Source organism: Bradyrhizobium agreste (assembly GCF_016031625.1).
GTDB classification, from domain to species: domain Bacteria; phylum Pseudomonadota; class Alphaproteobacteria; order Rhizobiales; family Xanthobacteraceae; genus Bradyrhizobium; species Bradyrhizobium agreste.
Genome location: NZ_JACCHP010000022.1, coordinates 1 through 15139 on the forward strand (window position 1 = coordinate 1; position 15139 = coordinate 15139).

General features: G+C 64.1%; 17 protein-coding genes. 11 read left to right on the forward strand and 6 right to left on the reverse strand.

All coding sequences use genetic code 11. From position 1 onward, the window contains the following. Window positions 1-28: 28 nt before the first annotated feature. From HZZ13_RS28165 to HZZ13_RS28180, 4 genes are all read right to left on the reverse strand, one after another. Window positions 29-271, reverse strand: a complete 243-nt coding sequence (locus HZZ13_RS28165) for a DUF3297 family protein (protein WP_197962788.1) — start codon at window positions 269-271, stop codon at window positions 29-31. An 11-nt stretch (window positions 272-282) separates the two neighbouring features. Continuing rightward, entirely contained in the window at window positions 283-759 is a 477-nt protein-coding gene (locus HZZ13_RS28170) for a glutathione peroxidase (RefSeq protein ID WP_197962789.1), read from the reverse strand. 2 nt (window positions 760-761) lie between these two features. Next, window positions 762-2162, reverse strand: a complete 1401-nt coding sequence (locus HZZ13_RS28175) for an amidase family protein (protein ID WP_197962790.1) — start codon at window positions 2160-2162, stop codon at window positions 762-764. A gap of 180 nt (window positions 2163-2342) precedes the next feature. After that, window positions 2343-2600: a DUF6894 family protein gene (locus tag HZZ13_RS28180; protein WP_036007354.1), complete on the reverse strand. Its 258-nt coding sequence runs from the start codon at window positions 2598-2600 to the stop codon at window positions 2343-2345. 256 nt (window positions 2601-2856) lie between these two features. On the opposite strand from HZZ13_RS28180, the gene pqqA reads away from it, so the two are divergent. From pqqA to HZZ13_RS28215, 7 genes are all read left to right on the forward strand, one after another. Beyond that, complete coding sequence (gene pqqA / locus HZZ13_RS28185) at window positions 2857-2937, forward strand: pyrroloquinoline quinone precursor peptide PqqA (protein WP_007595659.1); 81 nt, start codon at window positions 2857-2859, stop codon at window positions 2935-2937. 130 nt (window positions 2938-3067) lie between these two features. Continuing rightward, on the forward strand, window positions 3068-3997 hold the full coding sequence (gene pqqB / locus HZZ13_RS28190) for a pyrroloquinoline quinone biosynthesis protein PqqB (protein ID WP_197962791.1): 930 nt from the start codon (window positions 3068-3070) through the stop codon (window positions 3995-3997). A 20-nt stretch (window positions 3998-4017) separates the two neighbouring features. Continuing rightward, window positions 4018-4785, forward strand: a complete 768-nt coding sequence (pqqC, locus tag HZZ13_RS28195; protein WP_210349511.1) for a pyrroloquinoline-quinone synthase PqqC — start codon at window positions 4018-4020, stop codon at window positions 4783-4785. 12 nt (window positions 4786-4797) lie between these two features. Next, window positions 4798-5109: a pyrroloquinoline quinone biosynthesis peptide chaperone PqqD gene (pqqD, locus tag HZZ13_RS28200; RefSeq protein ID WP_197962793.1), complete on the forward strand. Its 312-nt coding sequence runs from the start codon at window positions 4798-4800 to the stop codon at window positions 5107-5109. Beyond that, on the forward strand, window positions 5106-6287 hold the full coding sequence (gene pqqE / locus HZZ13_RS28205) for a pyrroloquinoline quinone biosynthesis protein PqqE (protein WP_197962794.1): 1182 nt from the start codon (window positions 5106-5108) through the stop codon (window positions 6285-6287). The genes pqqD and pqqE overlap by 4 nt, the downstream gene beginning before the upstream one ends. Further along, a complete protein-coding gene (gene pip, locus HZZ13_RS28210) occupies window positions 6277-7263 on the forward strand; it encodes a prolyl aminopeptidase (RefSeq protein WP_197962795.1) in 987 nt (328 codons plus the stop codon). The genes pqqE and pip overlap by 11 nt, the downstream gene beginning before the upstream one ends. A gap of 13 nt (window positions 7264-7276) precedes the next feature. Next, window positions 7277-7951 carry a DUF4286 family protein gene (locus tag HZZ13_RS28215; protein WP_197962796.1) on the forward strand — a complete coding sequence of 225 codons (675 nt, stop codon included), beginning with the start codon at window positions 7277-7279 and terminating at the stop codon, window positions 7949-7951. 5 nt (window positions 7952-7956) lie between these two features. On the opposite strand, the gene HZZ13_RS28220 is transcribed toward HZZ13_RS28215, so the two are convergent. Beyond that, window positions 7957-8655, reverse strand: coding sequence for a nitroreductase (locus tag HZZ13_RS28220; protein ID WP_197962797.1), 699 nt, complete (start codon window positions 8653-8655; stop codon window positions 7957-7959). Between the two features lie 96 nt (window positions 8656-8751). Between HZZ13_RS28220 and HZZ13_RS28225 the strand changes: the two genes are divergently transcribed. The 4 genes from HZZ13_RS28225 to HZZ13_RS28240 all read left to right on the forward strand — a co-directional run bounded on the left by HZZ13_RS28225 (window position 8752) and on the right by HZZ13_RS28240 (window position 14674). Next, window positions 8752-9639 carry a LysR family transcriptional regulator gene (locus HZZ13_RS28225; RefSeq protein ID WP_197962798.1) on the forward strand — a complete coding sequence of 296 codons (888 nt, stop codon included), beginning with the start codon at window positions 8752-8754 and terminating at the stop codon, window positions 9637-9639. A gap of 232 nt (window positions 9640-9871) precedes the next feature. Next, entirely contained in the window at window positions 9872-11671 is a 1800-nt protein-coding gene (locus tag HZZ13_RS28230; RefSeq protein ID WP_197962799.1) for an FAD-dependent oxidoreductase, read from the forward strand. Beyond that, window positions 11641-13488 (forward strand): 2-oxoacid:acceptor oxidoreductase subunit alpha, encoded by a 1848-nt coding sequence (locus HZZ13_RS28235; protein WP_197962800.1) that lies wholly within the window; start codon window positions 11641-11643, stop codon window positions 13486-13488. The genes HZZ13_RS28230 and HZZ13_RS28235 overlap by 31 nt, the downstream gene beginning before the upstream one ends. A 130-nt stretch (window positions 13489-13618) precedes the next feature. Further along, complete coding sequence (locus HZZ13_RS28240) at window positions 13619-14674, forward strand: 2-oxoacid:ferredoxin oxidoreductase subunit beta (protein WP_197962801.1); 1056 nt, start codon at window positions 13619-13621, stop codon at window positions 14672-14674. Here the strand turns inward: HZZ13_RS28240 and HZZ13_RS28245 are convergent, their stop codons facing one another. Beyond that, complete coding sequence (locus HZZ13_RS28245; protein WP_197962802.1) at window positions 14675-15124, reverse strand: DUF4399 domain-containing protein; 450 nt, start codon at window positions 15122-15124, stop codon at window positions 14675-14677. Window positions 15125-15139 lie beyond the last annotated feature (15 nt).

Here is a 15139-nt window from a genome sequence, read left to right on the forward strand (position 1 = left end):
TGACGACAGAGTGTGGGGCGAAAGGCGCCTATTTCTTATCCCTGAAATACGGCTCGACCGGGCCGTGCACCTTGATGGTCAGCGGGTTGCCGTAACGGTCCTTGGCGTTGCCGGCGGTGACGCGGACCCAGCCTTCGCTGATGCAGTACTCCTCGACATTGGTCTTCTCGATGCCCTTGAAGCGGATGCCGACGTCGCGCGCCAGGATCTCCGCGTTGTAATAGGGGCTGTTCGGGTCGACCGACAGGCGGTCCGGAAATTCGTCGCTCATGATTGTCTCGCTCACAACAATGTTTCGATTTGATTGCGCAATCCTTCGGGCCGCGCGGTCGGCGCGTAGCGCGCGACCACGCGCCCCTTACGGTCCACCAGGAATTTGGTGAAATTCCATTTGATGGCGGCGCCGAGAAGTCCGGATTGCTGGCGTTTCAGGTACTCATACAACGGATGCGCCTTCGGCCCGTTGACGTCGATCTTCTCGAACAGGGGAAAGGTGACGTCGTACTGGGTCGAGCAGAATTCCTGGATCTCGCTTGCCTGCCCCGGCTCCTGCGCGCCGAACTGGTTGCAGGGAAAGCCGAGCACCGAGAAGCCGCGCGGGGCGAGGTCGCGATAGAGCTCCTCGAGGCCGCGATATTGCGGCGTGAAGCCGCATTTGCTCGCGGTGTTGACGATCAAGAGCACCTGCCCCTCGAAACGCCGCATCGGCACCTCCTCGCCGGCGAGCGAGTTGGCCTTGAAGTCGTAGATATCGGTCATCGCTAGCCCACGGGATCGATCGGCGACGGCGGCACGCCGCCGGCCTCGATCGCTTCGCCCGCGAGCAGGCACAGATCCTCGCGATAGCGGCCCGAGACGATGTGCACGCCGACCGGCGCCTTGCCAACGAGACCGGTGGAGACGACGAGGCCCGGCAGTCCCATGAAGGGAATCGCGATCTGCGGCAGCTGCGCTTCCCAAACGCGCTTGAAGGAGTCCTCGTCCTTGCGGTCGAGATGGTCCGGGAACGGCAATTCGCCGGAGACCGGCGTCAGCAGCACGGCATATTTTTCGAAGAACAGCATCCATTCGCGCGTCAGCGTCGCGCGCCGAGTCAGCGCCTTGGCGTAATTGGCCTGATCCATCGGCGTAACTCGATTGCGGTTGCCGCGCAGGCACGCCAGCGCGCCGGGATCGCCCTCGCGCTCGGCCATCTCAAGTTGCGCCTCATAGCCGTCGCCGAGCCAGAGCTTGATCTGCCACTCGACCGCCTCGCGCATCGGCGGCGTGTCCTCGATCACATCGACGGTCCAGCCGGCGCGCTCCAGCCGCTTGCCGGCATCGCTCACCGCGGCCTTTACCTCCGGCGCGGTGGCAAGGCCGCCCGGATTGAGGCAGAGTGCGGCGCGCTTGTCGCGGGTCGGTCCCTGCAGCGGCACCGGGGCGAACCAGGGATCGCGGATGTCGCGGGCCGACATCGCCTCGAGCGAAATCCTGAGATCGTCGACGGTGCGCGCCAGCGGGCCGGAGACCGCCATGATCTGCGGTCCGATCGGCCGCTCAGGCAGCGCGGGGTTGAAGGCGGGAATGCGGCCGAGCGTCGGGCGCAGGCCGTGCACGCCGCAGGCATAGGCGGGATAGCGGATCGAGCCGGCGATGTCGGTGCCATGGGCGATGTGGCCGATGCCGGCCGCGACCGCCGAGCCGGCGCCGCCGGAGGAGCCGCCCGGCGTCAGCGAAGCGTCGCGGGGGTTCTTGGTGTCGCCGTGGATGAGATTGGTGGTGAACCAGCGATAGGAGAAGGCCGGGCAATTGGTGCGGCCGAGCAGAATGGCGCCGGCTTTGCGGAAATTGGCGACCACCGGATTGTCCTCGCGCGCGATCAGGTCGCGCTGGAGCTTGAGGCCGTTGGTGGTGGCAAAGCCTTCCTGGTCGACATTGGCCTTGATGGTAACGGGCACGCCGGCGAGGACGCCGGGGTCCTCACCCCTGGCAATGGCGGCATCGACGGCATCGGCTTGCTCGAGCACGTCCTCCGGCCGGTGATCGATCACCGCGTTGAGCTGGGGATTGACGGCATCGAGCCGCGCGAGACCGGCCTTGGCGGCCTCCCTGGCGGACACCTTTTTGGACCTGACGAGGGTGGCGAGGTCGGCGGCCGACAGGCGCCAGAGATCTTGCATGGGTTGCTCCGTATGACCGGCGTCTTTTAGCGCCGGGAACGCGGCAAAGCCATGCGGATTTCGCGGGGCAAAATTGTCGCTCGTCATTCCGGGATGGTCCGAAGGACCAGACCCGGAATCTCGAGATTCCGGGTTCGATGCTTCGCATCGCCCCGGAATGACGAAGACAAACTGAGGATGCTAATGCCTCGTCGCGGACTGATCCGGCATATCGAGCAGCGCCTCGGTGAAGGGAAACTCCAGCACGATCTCGCCGTCGGCGTCGGTGACCTCGATGACGGCTTCCAGCAGCGCCGGCTGGGTTCCTTCCGACTTTACGACCTCGAGGATCATCTGGCGCGCAACCTCCCAGGCGCGATCCGGGTTGCGCAGGTCCTCGCCGTCAGGATCCACGATTAGTTCGTCGCCGATGCGGGTGTTGAAGAAATATCTGGGCATGCCTGATCCAATGGGGTCGTCCGATGAGAAGCCGGTCCATACTCACAACTGGTTTATCCCGACAGGGATCACGACCTATCGGCAATTTTGCGGATCTGACCCGCTCGTCTTTGCGGCCGCAATGCGCCATCTTTGCAGCGCAACAATTCCCCCCAGCCTACTACCTAGGTCGGGAAAATTTCACTGGCGAACTTTGCCGCCCGCACTAATTTATCTGCGGACGGACGCGTCCGAATTCGCGAAAATGGAGAGCCAAATGGCCTGGAAAGCCCCGAAGATCGTCGAAGTGCCCTGCGGCATGGAAATCAACATGTATGTGAGCGCCACCCGCAAGTAAGCGGCTGGTGAGATCGCGTTTTGCGCAGGTGGTTCTTTCGGCCACGATAGGTTTCCGGCAGACAGAAACCTCGTCCGAAACTGTCTCGGCCTGAGATCCACCTCGCCAATTCGCCTCCAGGAGACGGATCATGCTTCGCGTCGTCGTCCTGGGCGCCGGGGCCGGCGGCGGAGTTCCGCAGTGGAATTGCGGCTGCGAAGGCTGCCGCGCGGCTCGTGCGAATGGACATGAGCTTCATCGAACCCAGGCCTCGGTCGCCTTCAGCGGCGACGGCGAGCATTGGTTCCTGATCAACGCCTCTCCCGATCTCCGCCAGCAATTGAATGCCACGCCGCAGCTGCACCCCAGGACGGGCGCGCTGCGCCACACGCCGATTGCGGGCGTGATCTTGACCAACAGCGAAGTCGATGCCGTGGCCGGCCTCTTGTCGATGCGCGAAGGCTCGCCCTTCACGGTCTATGCGCACGAGAAGGTGCTGGCGATCCTTGCCAGCAACAGCATCTTCAACGTGCTGAACGAGAAAAACGTGCGACGCCAGCCGATCGCAACCCGCGAGCCGTTCGAGCCGCGGCTGCCGGACGGCACGCGCTCAGGGCTCGAGGTGCTGCCCTTTGCCGTGCCGGGCAAGTCGGCCTGGTATCTCGAAGGCAAGGTGCATCCGGGCGGCGAGAGCGGCGACGGCGATACGCTGGGCCTGAAGATCACCGACAAGGCCACCGGCAAGTTCTTCTATTTCATCGCCGCCTGCGCCGAAGTGACCGACGCGCTCAAGGCCGAGATCGACGGCGCTTCACTGGTGTTCTTCGACGGTACGGTCTGGCGCGACGACGAGATGATCAGGGCCGGCCTCGGCCACAAGACCGGCAAGAGCATGGGCCATGTCGCGATGTCCGGGGAGGACGGCGCCATCGCGCGGCTGGCCGACCTGAATATCGACAGGAAGCTGTTTCTGCATATCAATAACTCGAATCCGGCGCTGCTGCCCGGCTCGCCCGAGCGCAAGATCACTGAGGAGGCGGGCTGGCAGATACCCGCGGATGGAACGGAGATCGTGCTGTGAACGCCGCATCACTGACTGGAATGACCGCACTCTCGATCGGCAGGGACATCCGGCTCAACTCGGCCGAGGAGCTGGAGGCGGCGCTGCGCCACATTGGCGCCACGCGCTATCACAGCCTGCATCCGTTTCATAAGCTGCTGCATGGAGGCAAGCTGAACAAGGGCCAGGTGCAGGCCTGGGCGCTCAATCGCTACTATTACCAGAGCACGATCCCGATCAAGGACGCGGTGGTGATCTCCCGCTTTCGCGACCGCGCCACGCGCCTGGAATGGCGCCATCGCATCGAGGACCATGACGGCGATGTCGGCAGCGAAGGCGGCATCGAGCGCTGGATCAAGCTGACCGAAGGCCTCGGGCTCGACACCGCTTACGTGGAATCCACCGAAGGCATCTTGCCGGCGACGCGCTTCGCCGTCGAAGCTTATGTGCATTACTGCCGCGAAAAAAGCCCGCTGGAGGCGATCGCCTCCTCGCTGACCGAGCTGTTCGCGCCCAACCTGCATGAAGAGCGCATCGCCGGCATGCTGGAGCACTACGACTTCGTCAACCCCGACATCATGAGCTACTTCAAGCGTCGCCTGACCCAGGCGCCGCGCGATGCCAATTTCGCGCTTCAATACGTCAAGACGCACGCCACAACGCCGGAGCAGCGCGCGCAGGTCTGCAATGCGCTGATCTTCAAGACCAACGTGCTATGGGTGCAGCTGGATGCGCTGCAGCACGCCTATGTCGAGGGCCACATTCCGCCGGGCGCGTTCGTGCCCAAAGAAACTAGGAAGGCGAGCTGAAGAGGAAGAGCGATGGCCGGGCCGCGTCACATCAGCGTCAGCGAGGCGAGCCGCCCCGTGCTGCCGCGGCATGCCAAGCTCAAGTATGACGAGACCCGCAAGGTCTGGGTGATCCTGGCGCCGGAGCGCGTGCTGGCGCCGGACGAGATCGCGGTGGAGGTCTTGCAGCTCTGCAATGGCGAGCGCAATATTGGCGAGGTCGCCGATCAGCTCGCCGCCAAATATGCCGCGCCGCGCGAGGCGATCCTGGCCGACGTCATCGCCATGCTGCAGGATCTCGCCGACAAGGGCTTTCTTACCGAGATCAGGGAGAAGACGTCATGAGCGACGTGACCATCCCGCCCAGCGACAGTCTCGCGGTGCTGGAGAAGCAGCGCTCGACGGCCGAGACGTTCGGCATCCCGCTCGCGGTGCTGCTCGAGATCACGCATCGCTGTCCGCTGCAATGTCCCTATTGCTCCAACCCGGTCGAGCTCGACCGTTCGGGCAAGGAGCTGACGACGGACGAGTGGAAGAAGGTGCTGAGCGAGCTCGCCGAGATCGGCGTGCTCCAGGTGCATTTTTCCGGCGGGGAGCCGACGGCGCGGAAAGATCTCGTCGAGCTGGTCAAGCATGCCAGCGACGCCGGGCTCTATACCAATCTCATCACGTCCGCCGTACTGCTGACGCGCGAGAAGCTCAGCGATCTCGCAGATGCCGGGCTCTGCCATGTGCAGATATCCTTCCAGGGCATCGAGGAAGGTCTCGCCGATCGCGTCGCCGGCTACAAGGGCGGCCACCGCAAGAAGCTCGATGTCGCGAAATGGACGCGCGAGCTCGACCTGCCGCTCACCGTGAACGCGGTGATGCACCGGCAGAACCTGCATCAGCTGCCCGAGGTCATCCAGATGGCGCTCGATCTCGACGCCGACCGGCTCGAGGTCGCCAATGTGCAATATTACGGCTGGGCGCTGAAGAACCGCGCCGCCTTGATGCCGACCGTGGCGCAGTTAGAGGAATGCACGGCCATCGTCGAGGAGGCGCGCGAGCGGCTGAAGGGCCGGCTGACGATCGACTATGTCGTGCCTGACTACTACGCGCTGCGGCCGAAGAAATGCATGGGCGGCTGGGGCCGGCAGTTCTTCAACATCTCGCCCGCCGGCAAGGTACTGCCCTGCCATGCCGCCGAGAGCATCACCGGGCTCGATTTCGAATCCGTGCGCTCCAACCATTCGATCGCCTGGATCTGGCAGAACTCGGAGGCCTTCAACCGCTATCGCGGCACCGGCTGGATGAAGGAGCCGTGCAGGACTTGCGAGTTCCGCGAGATCGATTTCGGCGGCTGCCGCTGCCAGGCCTTCGCGCTGACCGGGGACGCCGCCAACACCGACCCGGCCTGCGCGCTGTCGCCGCTGCACGAGACGATCTTCAAGCAGGCCGAAGCCGAGGCCGAGGGCGAGACCAGCCGTTTCGTCTACCGCAACTTCGCCGGCGGCACCCTGGAATCCGAGAATGGGACCTGACGCCGACGCGGCCGCTTCCGTCAAACGCGCCGATCCCTTTGCGCCGCTGACCTCCGACCTGATCGATGTCGGCGACGGCCATGAACTCTATGTCGAGAGTGTCGGCCGCAGCGACGGCATCCCTGCGGTCTATCTGCACGGCGGCCCCGGCAGCGGCTGCCAGCCCGACCATCGCCGGCTGTTCGATCCCGACCGCTTCTGCGCCGTGCTGTTCGACCAGCGCGGCTGCGGCCGCAGCCGGCCCAAGGGATCGCGCGAGCACAACACCATTGCGCACCTGATCGGGGACATGGAAAGGATCCGCGAAATGTTCGGCTTCGAACGCTGGATGGTGGTCGGCGGCTCCTGGGGCGCGACGCTGGCGCTGGCTTACGCCGAGGCGCATCCCGAGCGCGTCTCGGGGATTGCGCTGCGCGCGACGTTTCTCGGCACGCGGGCCGAGGTCGAGACGGCCTTCACCTCGCGCCTGTCGCAATTCCATCCGGCGCTGTACGAGGATTTCCTCAGCGTGCTGCCGCCCGACGAGCGCGAGCGGCCGGTGGACGCCTATTGGCGCCGCATCCTCGATGCCGACCCTGCCGTGCATGGCCCGGCGGCGAAGGCCTGGCACGACACCGAGCGCATCTTGTCCGAGCACAAGCCCGCACGGACGCGGCTCGACCTCGCCGCGCTGAACGTCTGGCGCACGTTGCCGGCAACCCCGTTCATGGAAGCGCATTATTTCATCAACGACAGCTTCATGACCGCCGACCAGCTGCTGCAGAATGCGGGCAGACTCGCCGGCATTCCCGGCATTATCGTGCAGGGTCGCTATGATCTCTTGTGTCCTCCCGCGACATCCCAGGCCCTTGCGAAGGTCTGGCCCGGTTCCGAGCTTCGCATCGTGGAAGAAGCCGGGCATTCGCTCTATGATGGCGGCGTGAGGGACGCGGTCATGAAGTCGATCGCGGACCTCGCGTCGAAGATCGGGCGATGAGAGGACAAGAACAATGCCGCTCGCCGGAAAGGGCATGCTGCTGACGTCGATGAACATCGACGCAGCCGATGAGGCCGATTTCAACCGCTGGTACGATCGCGAGCATCTGGAAGAGCGCGTCGCGATCGACGGGTTTCTCGAAGCGCGGCGCTATGTCGCGCATGCTGCCAATCCCAAATATCTGTGCCTGTATTCGACCGCGGCGCTAGAGGTGCTCGACAGTCCCGCCTACAAGGCGCGCCTCGCGAACCCGACCGACTGGTCGCGGCAGACCATGGCGCGCTTCAAGGACATGCTGCGCGTGGTCGCGCGCATCACCGTCAGCAAGGGCACCGGACGCGGGGCTGCGCTCGGCATGGTGCGGCTGCGGCCGACGCCTGATAATGCCGCGTCCTGGCGTGATGCACTGCAAGAGAAGCTCGTGCCGGAGAGGTGCGATGGCATCATCTCGATGCATCTACTGGAAAGCGAGCCGGAATTGTCGGGCGCGACCGCGGGAATTCCGGCGGCGCGCAACGAGGGTGCGCGCGACTGGTTCGTGCTGATCGACGGCACGCATGTCAATGCGGTCTCCGCCGTCATCGCCGAGCGCTTCACCGGCCCGGCTGCGGCGCCCTTCCCGCTGCCCATCTCCGTCGGCACCTATTGCCTGATGTGGGACCTCGCGAAGAATGACCCGCCCGGCTAGCGCGGTCACGCCGTCATGGCAGCGTCCGGCGCAAATCCGCGCAGCTCCGCGATCTCCTCCAGCGCCGCGCGCTCGGTGACGAGGCTGTTGATCGGTTGCGACGGATCGGCATAGCCGAGCGAGACGCCGCAGAACACGATGAATTCTTCCGGCAGGGAAAGGTGCGCACGCACCGTCCTGTGCATTGCCGCCCATGCCGCCTGCGGACAGGCCGCAAGACCGCGTTCGTGGGCGAGCAGCAGGATCGACTGCAGGAACATCCCGACGTCGGCCCACTGCCCGTGCTCCATGCTGCGGTCGATCGACAGGATCATGCCGACAGGCGCGCCGTAAAAATCGAAGTTACGCGCAAACTGCATCAGCCGCGCCGTCTTGTTCTCGCGGGGAATGCCGATGGTGCCGTAAAGATCCTCGGCGCATTTGATGCGGCGGCGATTGTAGGGATCCTTCAGGTTGGTCGCATAGATCTTGTACTCGGAGCCTTCAGCGGCGGGATTTGCCGCAAGGCTCTGGCGCACTGCACCCCGCAGCGCGTCGAGGTCGGGACCGGCCATCACGGCAAGGCGCCAAGGCTGCATGTTGCTGCTGGAGGCGGTGCGGCGGGCGATGTCGAGAATTTCACGGATCAAGCCGGCGGGGACCGGCCGGCTCAGGAAAGCGCGCGCCGAGCGGCGCTCCAGAATGGCTTGGGTGACGGGCGTCATGTGATGCAGCCTCGAAGATGAGCGACTGCACTGGGTTATTATGTCCGTCGGCGGATGAATATGATATAGTGTCGATATCATAAATCCGCAGGACGCATGAATAGAGCCAGCTTTTCGGAGGCCGAGGCCTTTCTCGCCGTTGTCGACCGCGGCGGCTTCGGCGCAGCGGCGCGCGAGCTCGGCGTCACACAATCCACCATCAGCCGCCGAATCTCCGCGCTGGAAACGCGACTCGGCAAACGCCTGGTCGAGCGTACCACCCGTCGCATCACCCTGACCGAGGCTGGCCTCGCCTTCGCAAGCAACCTGCGCGACGTGCTGACGCGGCTTGCAGACGCTGAGGGTCGCGTGCAGTCCGAAGGCTCCGAGCCGGAAGGCGTGCTGCGTGTCACCATGCCGACAGCCTACGGCCGCACCATGGTGCTGCCGCGGGTCGCAGTGCTGGCACAACGCTATCCGCGTTTGCGCTTCGAGCTCGACCTGTCAGATCGCTATGCGGACATCCTCGAGGAGGGCTTTGACCTCGCCATCCGCAACGCTGAGCCGACGCAGACGGGCCTGGTCTCGCAACGTATCGACCGTTACACGCTGCATGTCTGCGCCGCGCCAGAATATGTGGCGAAGCACAAACCGATCGAGCGGCCTCAGGACCTCGTCGATCACAGCAGCATCGTGCTGCGCACCTATGCGCCGCGCAGCAGATGGCGGTTCGAATGGTCAGGCGATCTGATCGAGATCGAGATCTCGCCGCGCATCATCGCCAGCGACATGATGGCGGTGCGGTCCATGACACTGGAAGGCGCGGGCGTTGCCATCCTGCCCTCCTTTCTGGCGCGCGAGGACATCGCATCCGGCAAGCTCGCCGAGCTGCTCCCGGAATCGGGGCTGCCAGCCATTAACGTCTTTGCTTCGTTTCCGCATCACCGCGCCAATCTGTCCAAGATCAAGGTGCTGATTGCCGAGCTGCAGCGTGTGCCGGCGTAAGCTGCGTTGCACATTGTTGCAGCGCACCCGCATCGCGTGCGGTCATTAATGCTGTCTGCGCGTAGCTCCCATGAAAGCGGGGACTCGCGCAAATTTGCCGTTGTACTTCGGAACGGTTCTAATAAGCTAACCCAATGACGTCATTCAGAAACCAGATCGAAGCGCGTTAAGCGCTCGCCAAGCTCAACGAAAAAGGCCGCGGGGTCTTTGGGCCTGCGCGGACAGGGTAGGAATGAAACCGACCGATATCGCGGCCCCCGACTACTTTCACAAAGTGGTCGATTGCCAATGGGCCTGTCCTGCGCACACTCCGGTTCCCGAATACATCCGACTGATCGCCCAAGGCCGCTACAGCGACGCCTACATGATCAATTGGAAGTCGAACGTGTTTCCCGGAATTTTGGGACGCACGTGCGATCGTCCATGCGAGCCGGCGTGCCGGCGCGGACGGGTCGAGGAAAACCCTGTTGCGATCTGCCGCCTCAAGCGCGTCGCCGCCGACTTCAAGGACGACATCAGGCAGCGGCTGCCGAAGCCCGGTCCGAAGAACGGCAAGCGCGTCGCGCTGGTCGGCGGCGGTCCCGCTTCGCTGACGGTGGCGCGCGATCTCGCGCCGCTTGGCTATCACTGCACCGTGTTCGATGCCGATCCCGAAGCCGGCGGCATGATGCGCACGCAGATCCCGAAATTCCGCCTGCCCAATTCCGTCATCGACGAGGAGACCGGTTACATCCTGAACCTCGGCGTCGAGTTCAAAGGCGGTCACCGCATCGACAGCATGAAGGCGCTGCTCGCCGAGAAATACGACGCGATCTTCGTCGGCTCCGGCGCGCCGCGCGGCCGCGAGCTCGACATTCCCGGCCGGAAAGAGGCAGCTAGCAACATTCATATCGGCATCGAATGGCTGGCCAACGTGTCGTTCGGCCATGTCGACAAGATCGGCAAGCGCGTCATCGTGCTCGGCGGAGGCAACACCGCGATGGACTGCTGCCGCACCGCACGCCGGCTCGGCGGCGAGAAAGTCACGGTGGTCGTGCGTTCCGGCTTCGACGAGATGAAGGCCTCGCCCTGGGAGAAGGAAGACGCGATCCACGAGGACATCCCGATCCTCAACTACATGGTCCCGGTGGCATTCAGGCATGTCGCCGGCAAGCTGATCGGTGTCACCTTCCAGCACGTCAAAGCCGAATACGACGCCAAGGGCCGTCGCAATCTGGTGCCTTCGGGCGATCCCGATCAGACCATTCCCTGCGACGACGTGCTGGTCGCGGTCGGCCAGGAGAACGCCTTCCCCTGGATCGAGCAGGATTGCGGCATCGAGTTCGACAAATGGCACATGCCCAAGGTCGATCCGAAGACCTTCGCCTCGACCAACCCGAAAGTCTTCTTCGGCGGCGACGCCGCGTTCGGCCCGAAGAACATCATCTGGGCGGTCGCGCACGGCCATGACGCCGCGCTGTCGATCCACAAGATGCTCTCGGGCGAGGCGATCGACGAACGGCCGCTGCCGGAGGTGCAAATCTCCTCGCAGAAGATGGGCATCCACGAATGGAGCTACGACAACGACATCTCGCCCGACAAGCGCTACAAGGTGCCGCATCGCGACAAGGTCGTTGCGCTGAAGGACATCCGCGCCGAGGTCGAGCTCGGCTATGACGTCAAGCTCGCGCTCGGCGAAGCCCATCGCTGCCTGAACTGCGACGTGCAGACCGTGTTCTCGACCTCGCTCTGCATCGAGTGCGACGCCTGCGCCGACATCTGTCCGATGGATTGCATCACCTTCACTGATAACGGCGAGGAAAGCGATCTGCGCCAGCGCCTGAAGGCGCCTTCGCTGCATCCGGACCAGGACCTCTACGTCTCCTCGGATCTGAAGACCGGGCGCGTGATGGTAAAGGACGAGGACGTCTGCCTGCATTGCGGGCTGTGCGCCGAGCGCTGTCCCACCGGCGCCTGGGACATGCAGAAATACTTCATCGAGATGACTCACGCGGGTTCGACATGTCCGACAAAAAGCCGATCAGCAGCGTAAACGACTTCGTCGTCCGCTTCGCCAACGTCAACGGCTCGGGCTCGGCCAGCGCCAACGAGATGTTCGCGCGCGCGATCCTGCGCCACGGCGTGCCGGTGTCCCCGCGCAACATCTTCCCCTCCAACATCCAGGGCCTGCCGACCTGGTACGAGGTGCGCGTGACGGAAGCCGGCCATCTCGGCGCCCGCGGCGGCGTCGACATGATGGTGGCGATGAACCCGCAGACCTGGGACAAGGACGTCGCCGGCATCGAGCCGGGTGGCTACCTGTTCTACGATTCCACCAAGCCGATGCCGTCGACCAAATTCCGCGACGACATCACCGTGATCGGCGTGCCGCTGACCGCGATCACCAACTCGACCTATACCGATCCGCGGCAGCGCCAGCTGTTCAAGAACATCATTTATTTGGGCGCGCTCAGCGCACTGCTCGACATGGACCCCAAGCTGATCGAGCAGCTGATCGGCGAGCAGTACAAGGGCAAGGAGAAGCTGCTCTCCTCCAACGTCCATGCGCTGCATCTCGGCCGCGACTGGGCGCTGCAGAACCTGAAATGCCCGATCGGGCTTCGCGTGAAGAAATCCGACAAGGTCGGCGACCGCATCTTCATCGAGGGCAACAGCGCCGCGGCGCTCGGCGCCGTCTATGGCGGTGCCACCGTCTGCGCGTGGTATCCGATCACGCCGTCATCCTCGGTGGCGGAGGCCTTCACCGCCCATTGCAAGAAGTACCGGCACGATCCTGAAACCGGCAAGGCGAAATACGCGATCGTGCAGGGCGAGGACGAGCTCGCCTCGATCGGCATCGTCATCGGCGCCTCCTGGAACGGCGCGCGCGCCTTCACCGCGACATCCGGTCCCGGCATTTCGCTGATGACCGAGTTCATCGGCCTCTCGTACTTTGCCGAGATCCCGGCCGTGATCATGAACATCCAGCGCGCCGGCCCCTCCACGGGCATGCCGACCCGCACCCAGCAATGCGACATCATCGCCTGCGCCTATGCCTCGCATGGCGACACCAAGCATGTGCTGCTGTTCCCGGAGGACCCGGCCGAGGCGTTCGAGTTCGCGGCTGCCGCGTTCGATCTCGCCGAGCGGCTGCAGACCACGATCTTCCTGATGCTCGACCTCGACATCGGCATGAACCACCGGCTCTGCCGCCCGCTGAAGTGGGACGATGCAAGGCAATACGACCGCGGCAAGATCATGACGGCGGAGATGCTGGAGGAAGGCCGCGACTTCGGCCGCTATCTCGACGTCGACGGCGACGGCATTCCCTACCGCACCTATCCCGGCACGCATCCGACCAAGGGCTCCTACTTCACCCGCGGCACGTCGCGCGACCGCTATGCGCGCTACTCCGAGGAGGGCACCGTCTACGCCGACAACATGCAGCGCCTGGTGCGCAAGTTCGAGACTGCGCAGGACCTGGTGCCGCGGCCGCTCCAGGCCAACGCGGAGCGGCCGACCAAATATGGCGTGATCTATTTCGGCTCGACCTCGCCGGCGATGGATGAAGCGATCGGCCTGTTGGAAGCGCGCGGGCATCAGCTCGATCGCCTGCGCATCCGCGCCTTCCCGTTCCACTCCAGTGTCGCGAGCTTCCTCGCCGAGCACGACTTCGTCTACGTGGTCGAGCAGAACCGCGACAGCCAGCTGCGCCAGCTCATCGTCAACGAGAACGGCATCGATCCCGTTCGGCTCGTGCCGATCGTGCATTACGACGGCACCCCGATCACGGCCCGATTCATCGCAAAAGCCATTGGCGACCACCAGGACCACCTGAAGGTGACCCCGCTCCGCAAGGCCGTATCATGACCTACTCGTTGCTCTCTCCGTCGTCATGCCCGGACTTGATCCGGGCATCCACGCCTTTCTTTTTCTCGGCCAAGACGTGGATGGCCGGGTCAAGCCCGGCCATGACGGCCCTGGGATCGCAGGTGCTTTCATGACCTACATCGCAAAGCCGAAATTCCATCATCCCGGGCTGAAGAAGAACGCGCTCGGCTACACGCATCGCGATTACGAGGGCAAGATCTCGACGCTGTGCGCGGGCTGCGGCCACGATTCGATCACGGCCTCGATCATCGAGGCCTGCTACGAGCTCTCGATCGAGCCGCATCGGGTAGCAAAAATCTCCGGCATCGGCTGCTCGTCGAAGACGCCGGACTATTTCCTCGGCAATTCGCACGGCTTCAATTCCGTGCACGGCCGCATGCCATCCGTGCTGACGGGCGCCAATCTCGCCAACCGCGACCTGATCTATCTCGGCGTCTCGGGCGATGGCGATTCCGCCTCGATCGGTTTTGGCCAGTTCGCGCATTCGATCCGGCGCGGCGTCAACATGACCTATATCGTCGAAAACAACGGCGTCTACGGCCTGACCAAGGGTCAGTTTTCGGCCACCGCCGACCGCGGCTCGAAGAGCAAGAAGGGCGTCACCAACACCGACAATGCGATCGACCTCGTCGCCATCGCGCTGCAGCTCGGCGCAACCTTCGTCGCGCGCTCGTTCTCCGGCGACAAAAGCCAGCTGGTGCCGCTGATCGCAGCCGCGATCGGCCACAAGGGCGCCTCCTTCATCGACGTCATCAGCCCCTGCATCGCCTTCAACAACCACGCCGGCTCGACCAAGAGTTTCGACTATGTGCGCGAGCACAACGATGCCGTGAACCGGCTCGACGTGCTGGTCGGGCGCGATCCCATTGCAGTGGACTATGCGCCCGGCACGGTGCAGGTGGTCGAGCAGCACGACGGCAGCAAGATCGCGCTGCGCAAGATCGAAGCGGACTACGATCCGCACGACCGGCTGGGCGCCCAGACCTTCCTCGCAAGGCACGCCGCCAAGGGGCAGATCGTCACCGGGCTTCTGTACGTCGACCCTGATGCCGAAGACCTGCACGAGCACCTCAACACGGTCGAGACGCCGCTCAACGCGCTGGAAGCGGATGCGCTCTGCCCGGGCTCCGCGGTGCTGGACAAGATCAACGCCAGCCTGCGGTGATCATTTACTCCGCGCTGAAGCAAGCGGCTTGACGCGTATTGTGATCTTCTCCGACACGATCGGCGGTACGAACGGATAGTGCTTGGCGTCGCCGAGCACCAGCTGCAGGGTGTGAGTTCCCGGCAGAAGGTCCAGCATGGTTTCGGTCTGCCCGGCGCCGAAATGCAGGTGCGACTTGTCCTGCGGGATCGGCTCCTTGGGATCGATGGGATCGTTGACGTCGACCAGCAGATGGTGATGACCGGCGTTCTGGTAGTCATCGCCGGCATGCGTCACGCCCATGTTGCGCAAGCCGAACCGGACCCAGAATCCACCGCGAACTTTCTGGCCGTCATACGGCGTGATGAAATAGAGCTTGGCGTCCTTGGGCGCGGTCTTGCCCTGTGCGTAGGCCGCGCCCGGGAGCAATGCGATCGCGGCCGCCAGCGCGACACCGGACATGATCTTCATCAAATCTACTCCAGC

Excerpts from the sequence above, each read along its gene's own strand:
- pip (WP_197962795.1), top strand. The coding sequence starts at position 6,277 with ATGGGACCTGACGCCGACGCGGCCGCTTCCGTCAAACGCGCCGATCCC.
- pqqE (WP_197962794.1), top strand. The coding sequence starts at position 5,106 with ATGAGCGACGTGACCATCCCGCCCAGCGACAGTCTCGCGGTGCTGGAG.
- HZZ13_RS28215 (WP_197962796.1), top strand. The coding sequence starts at position 7,277 with ATGCCGCTCGCCGGAAAGGGCATGCTGCTGACGTCGATGAACATCGAC.
- HZZ13_RS28165 (WP_197962788.1), bottom strand. The coding sequence starts at position 271 with ATGAGCGACGAATTTCCGGACCGCCTGTCGGTCGACCCGAACAGCCCC.
- HZZ13_RS28235 (WP_197962800.1), top strand. The coding sequence starts at position 11,641 with ATGTCCGACAAAAAGCCGATCAGCAGCGTAAACGACTTCGTCGTCCGC.
- pqqC (WP_210349511.1), top strand. The coding sequence starts at position 4,018 with ATGACCGCACTCTCGATCGGCAGGGACATCCGGCTCAACTCGGCCGAG.
- HZZ13_RS28230 (WP_197962799.1), top strand. The coding sequence starts at position 9,872 with ATGAAACCGACCGATATCGCGGCCCCCGACTACTTTCACAAAGTGGTC.
- HZZ13_RS28240 (WP_197962801.1), top strand. The coding sequence starts at position 13,619 with ATGACCTACATCGCAAAGCCGAAATTCCATCATCCCGGGCTGAAGAAG.
- HZZ13_RS28225 (WP_197962798.1), top strand. The coding sequence starts at position 8,752 with ATGAATAGAGCCAGCTTTTCGGAGGCCGAGGCCTTTCTCGCCGTTGTC.
- pqqA (WP_007595659.1), top strand. The coding sequence starts at position 2,857 with ATGGCCTGGAAAGCCCCGAAGATCGTCGAAGTGCCCTGCGGCATGGAA.
- HZZ13_RS28170 (WP_197962789.1), bottom strand. The coding sequence starts at position 759 with ATGACCGATATCTACGACTTCAAGGCCAACTCGCTCGCCGGCGAGGAG.
- HZZ13_RS28180 (WP_036007354.1), bottom strand. The coding sequence starts at position 2,600 with ATGCCCAGATATTTCTTCAACACCCGCATCGGCGACGAACTAATCGTG.
- HZZ13_RS28220 (WP_197962797.1), bottom strand. The coding sequence starts at position 8,655 with ATGACGCCCGTCACCCAAGCCATTCTGGAGCGCCGCTCGGCGCGCGCT.
- HZZ13_RS28175 (WP_197962790.1), bottom strand. The coding sequence starts at position 2,162 with ATGCAAGATCTCTGGCGCCTGTCGGCCGCCGACCTCGCCACCCTCGTC.
- pqqD (WP_197962793.1), top strand. The coding sequence starts at position 4,798 with ATGGCCGGGCCGCGTCACATCAGCGTCAGCGAGGCGAGCCGCCCCGTG.
- HZZ13_RS28245 (WP_197962802.1), bottom strand. The coding sequence starts at position 15,124 with ATGAAGATCATGTCCGGTGTCGCGCTGGCGGCCGCGATCGCATTGCTC.
- pqqB (WP_197962791.1), top strand. The coding sequence starts at position 3,068 with ATGCTTCGCGTCGTCGTCCTGGGCGCCGGGGCCGGCGGCGGAGTTCCG.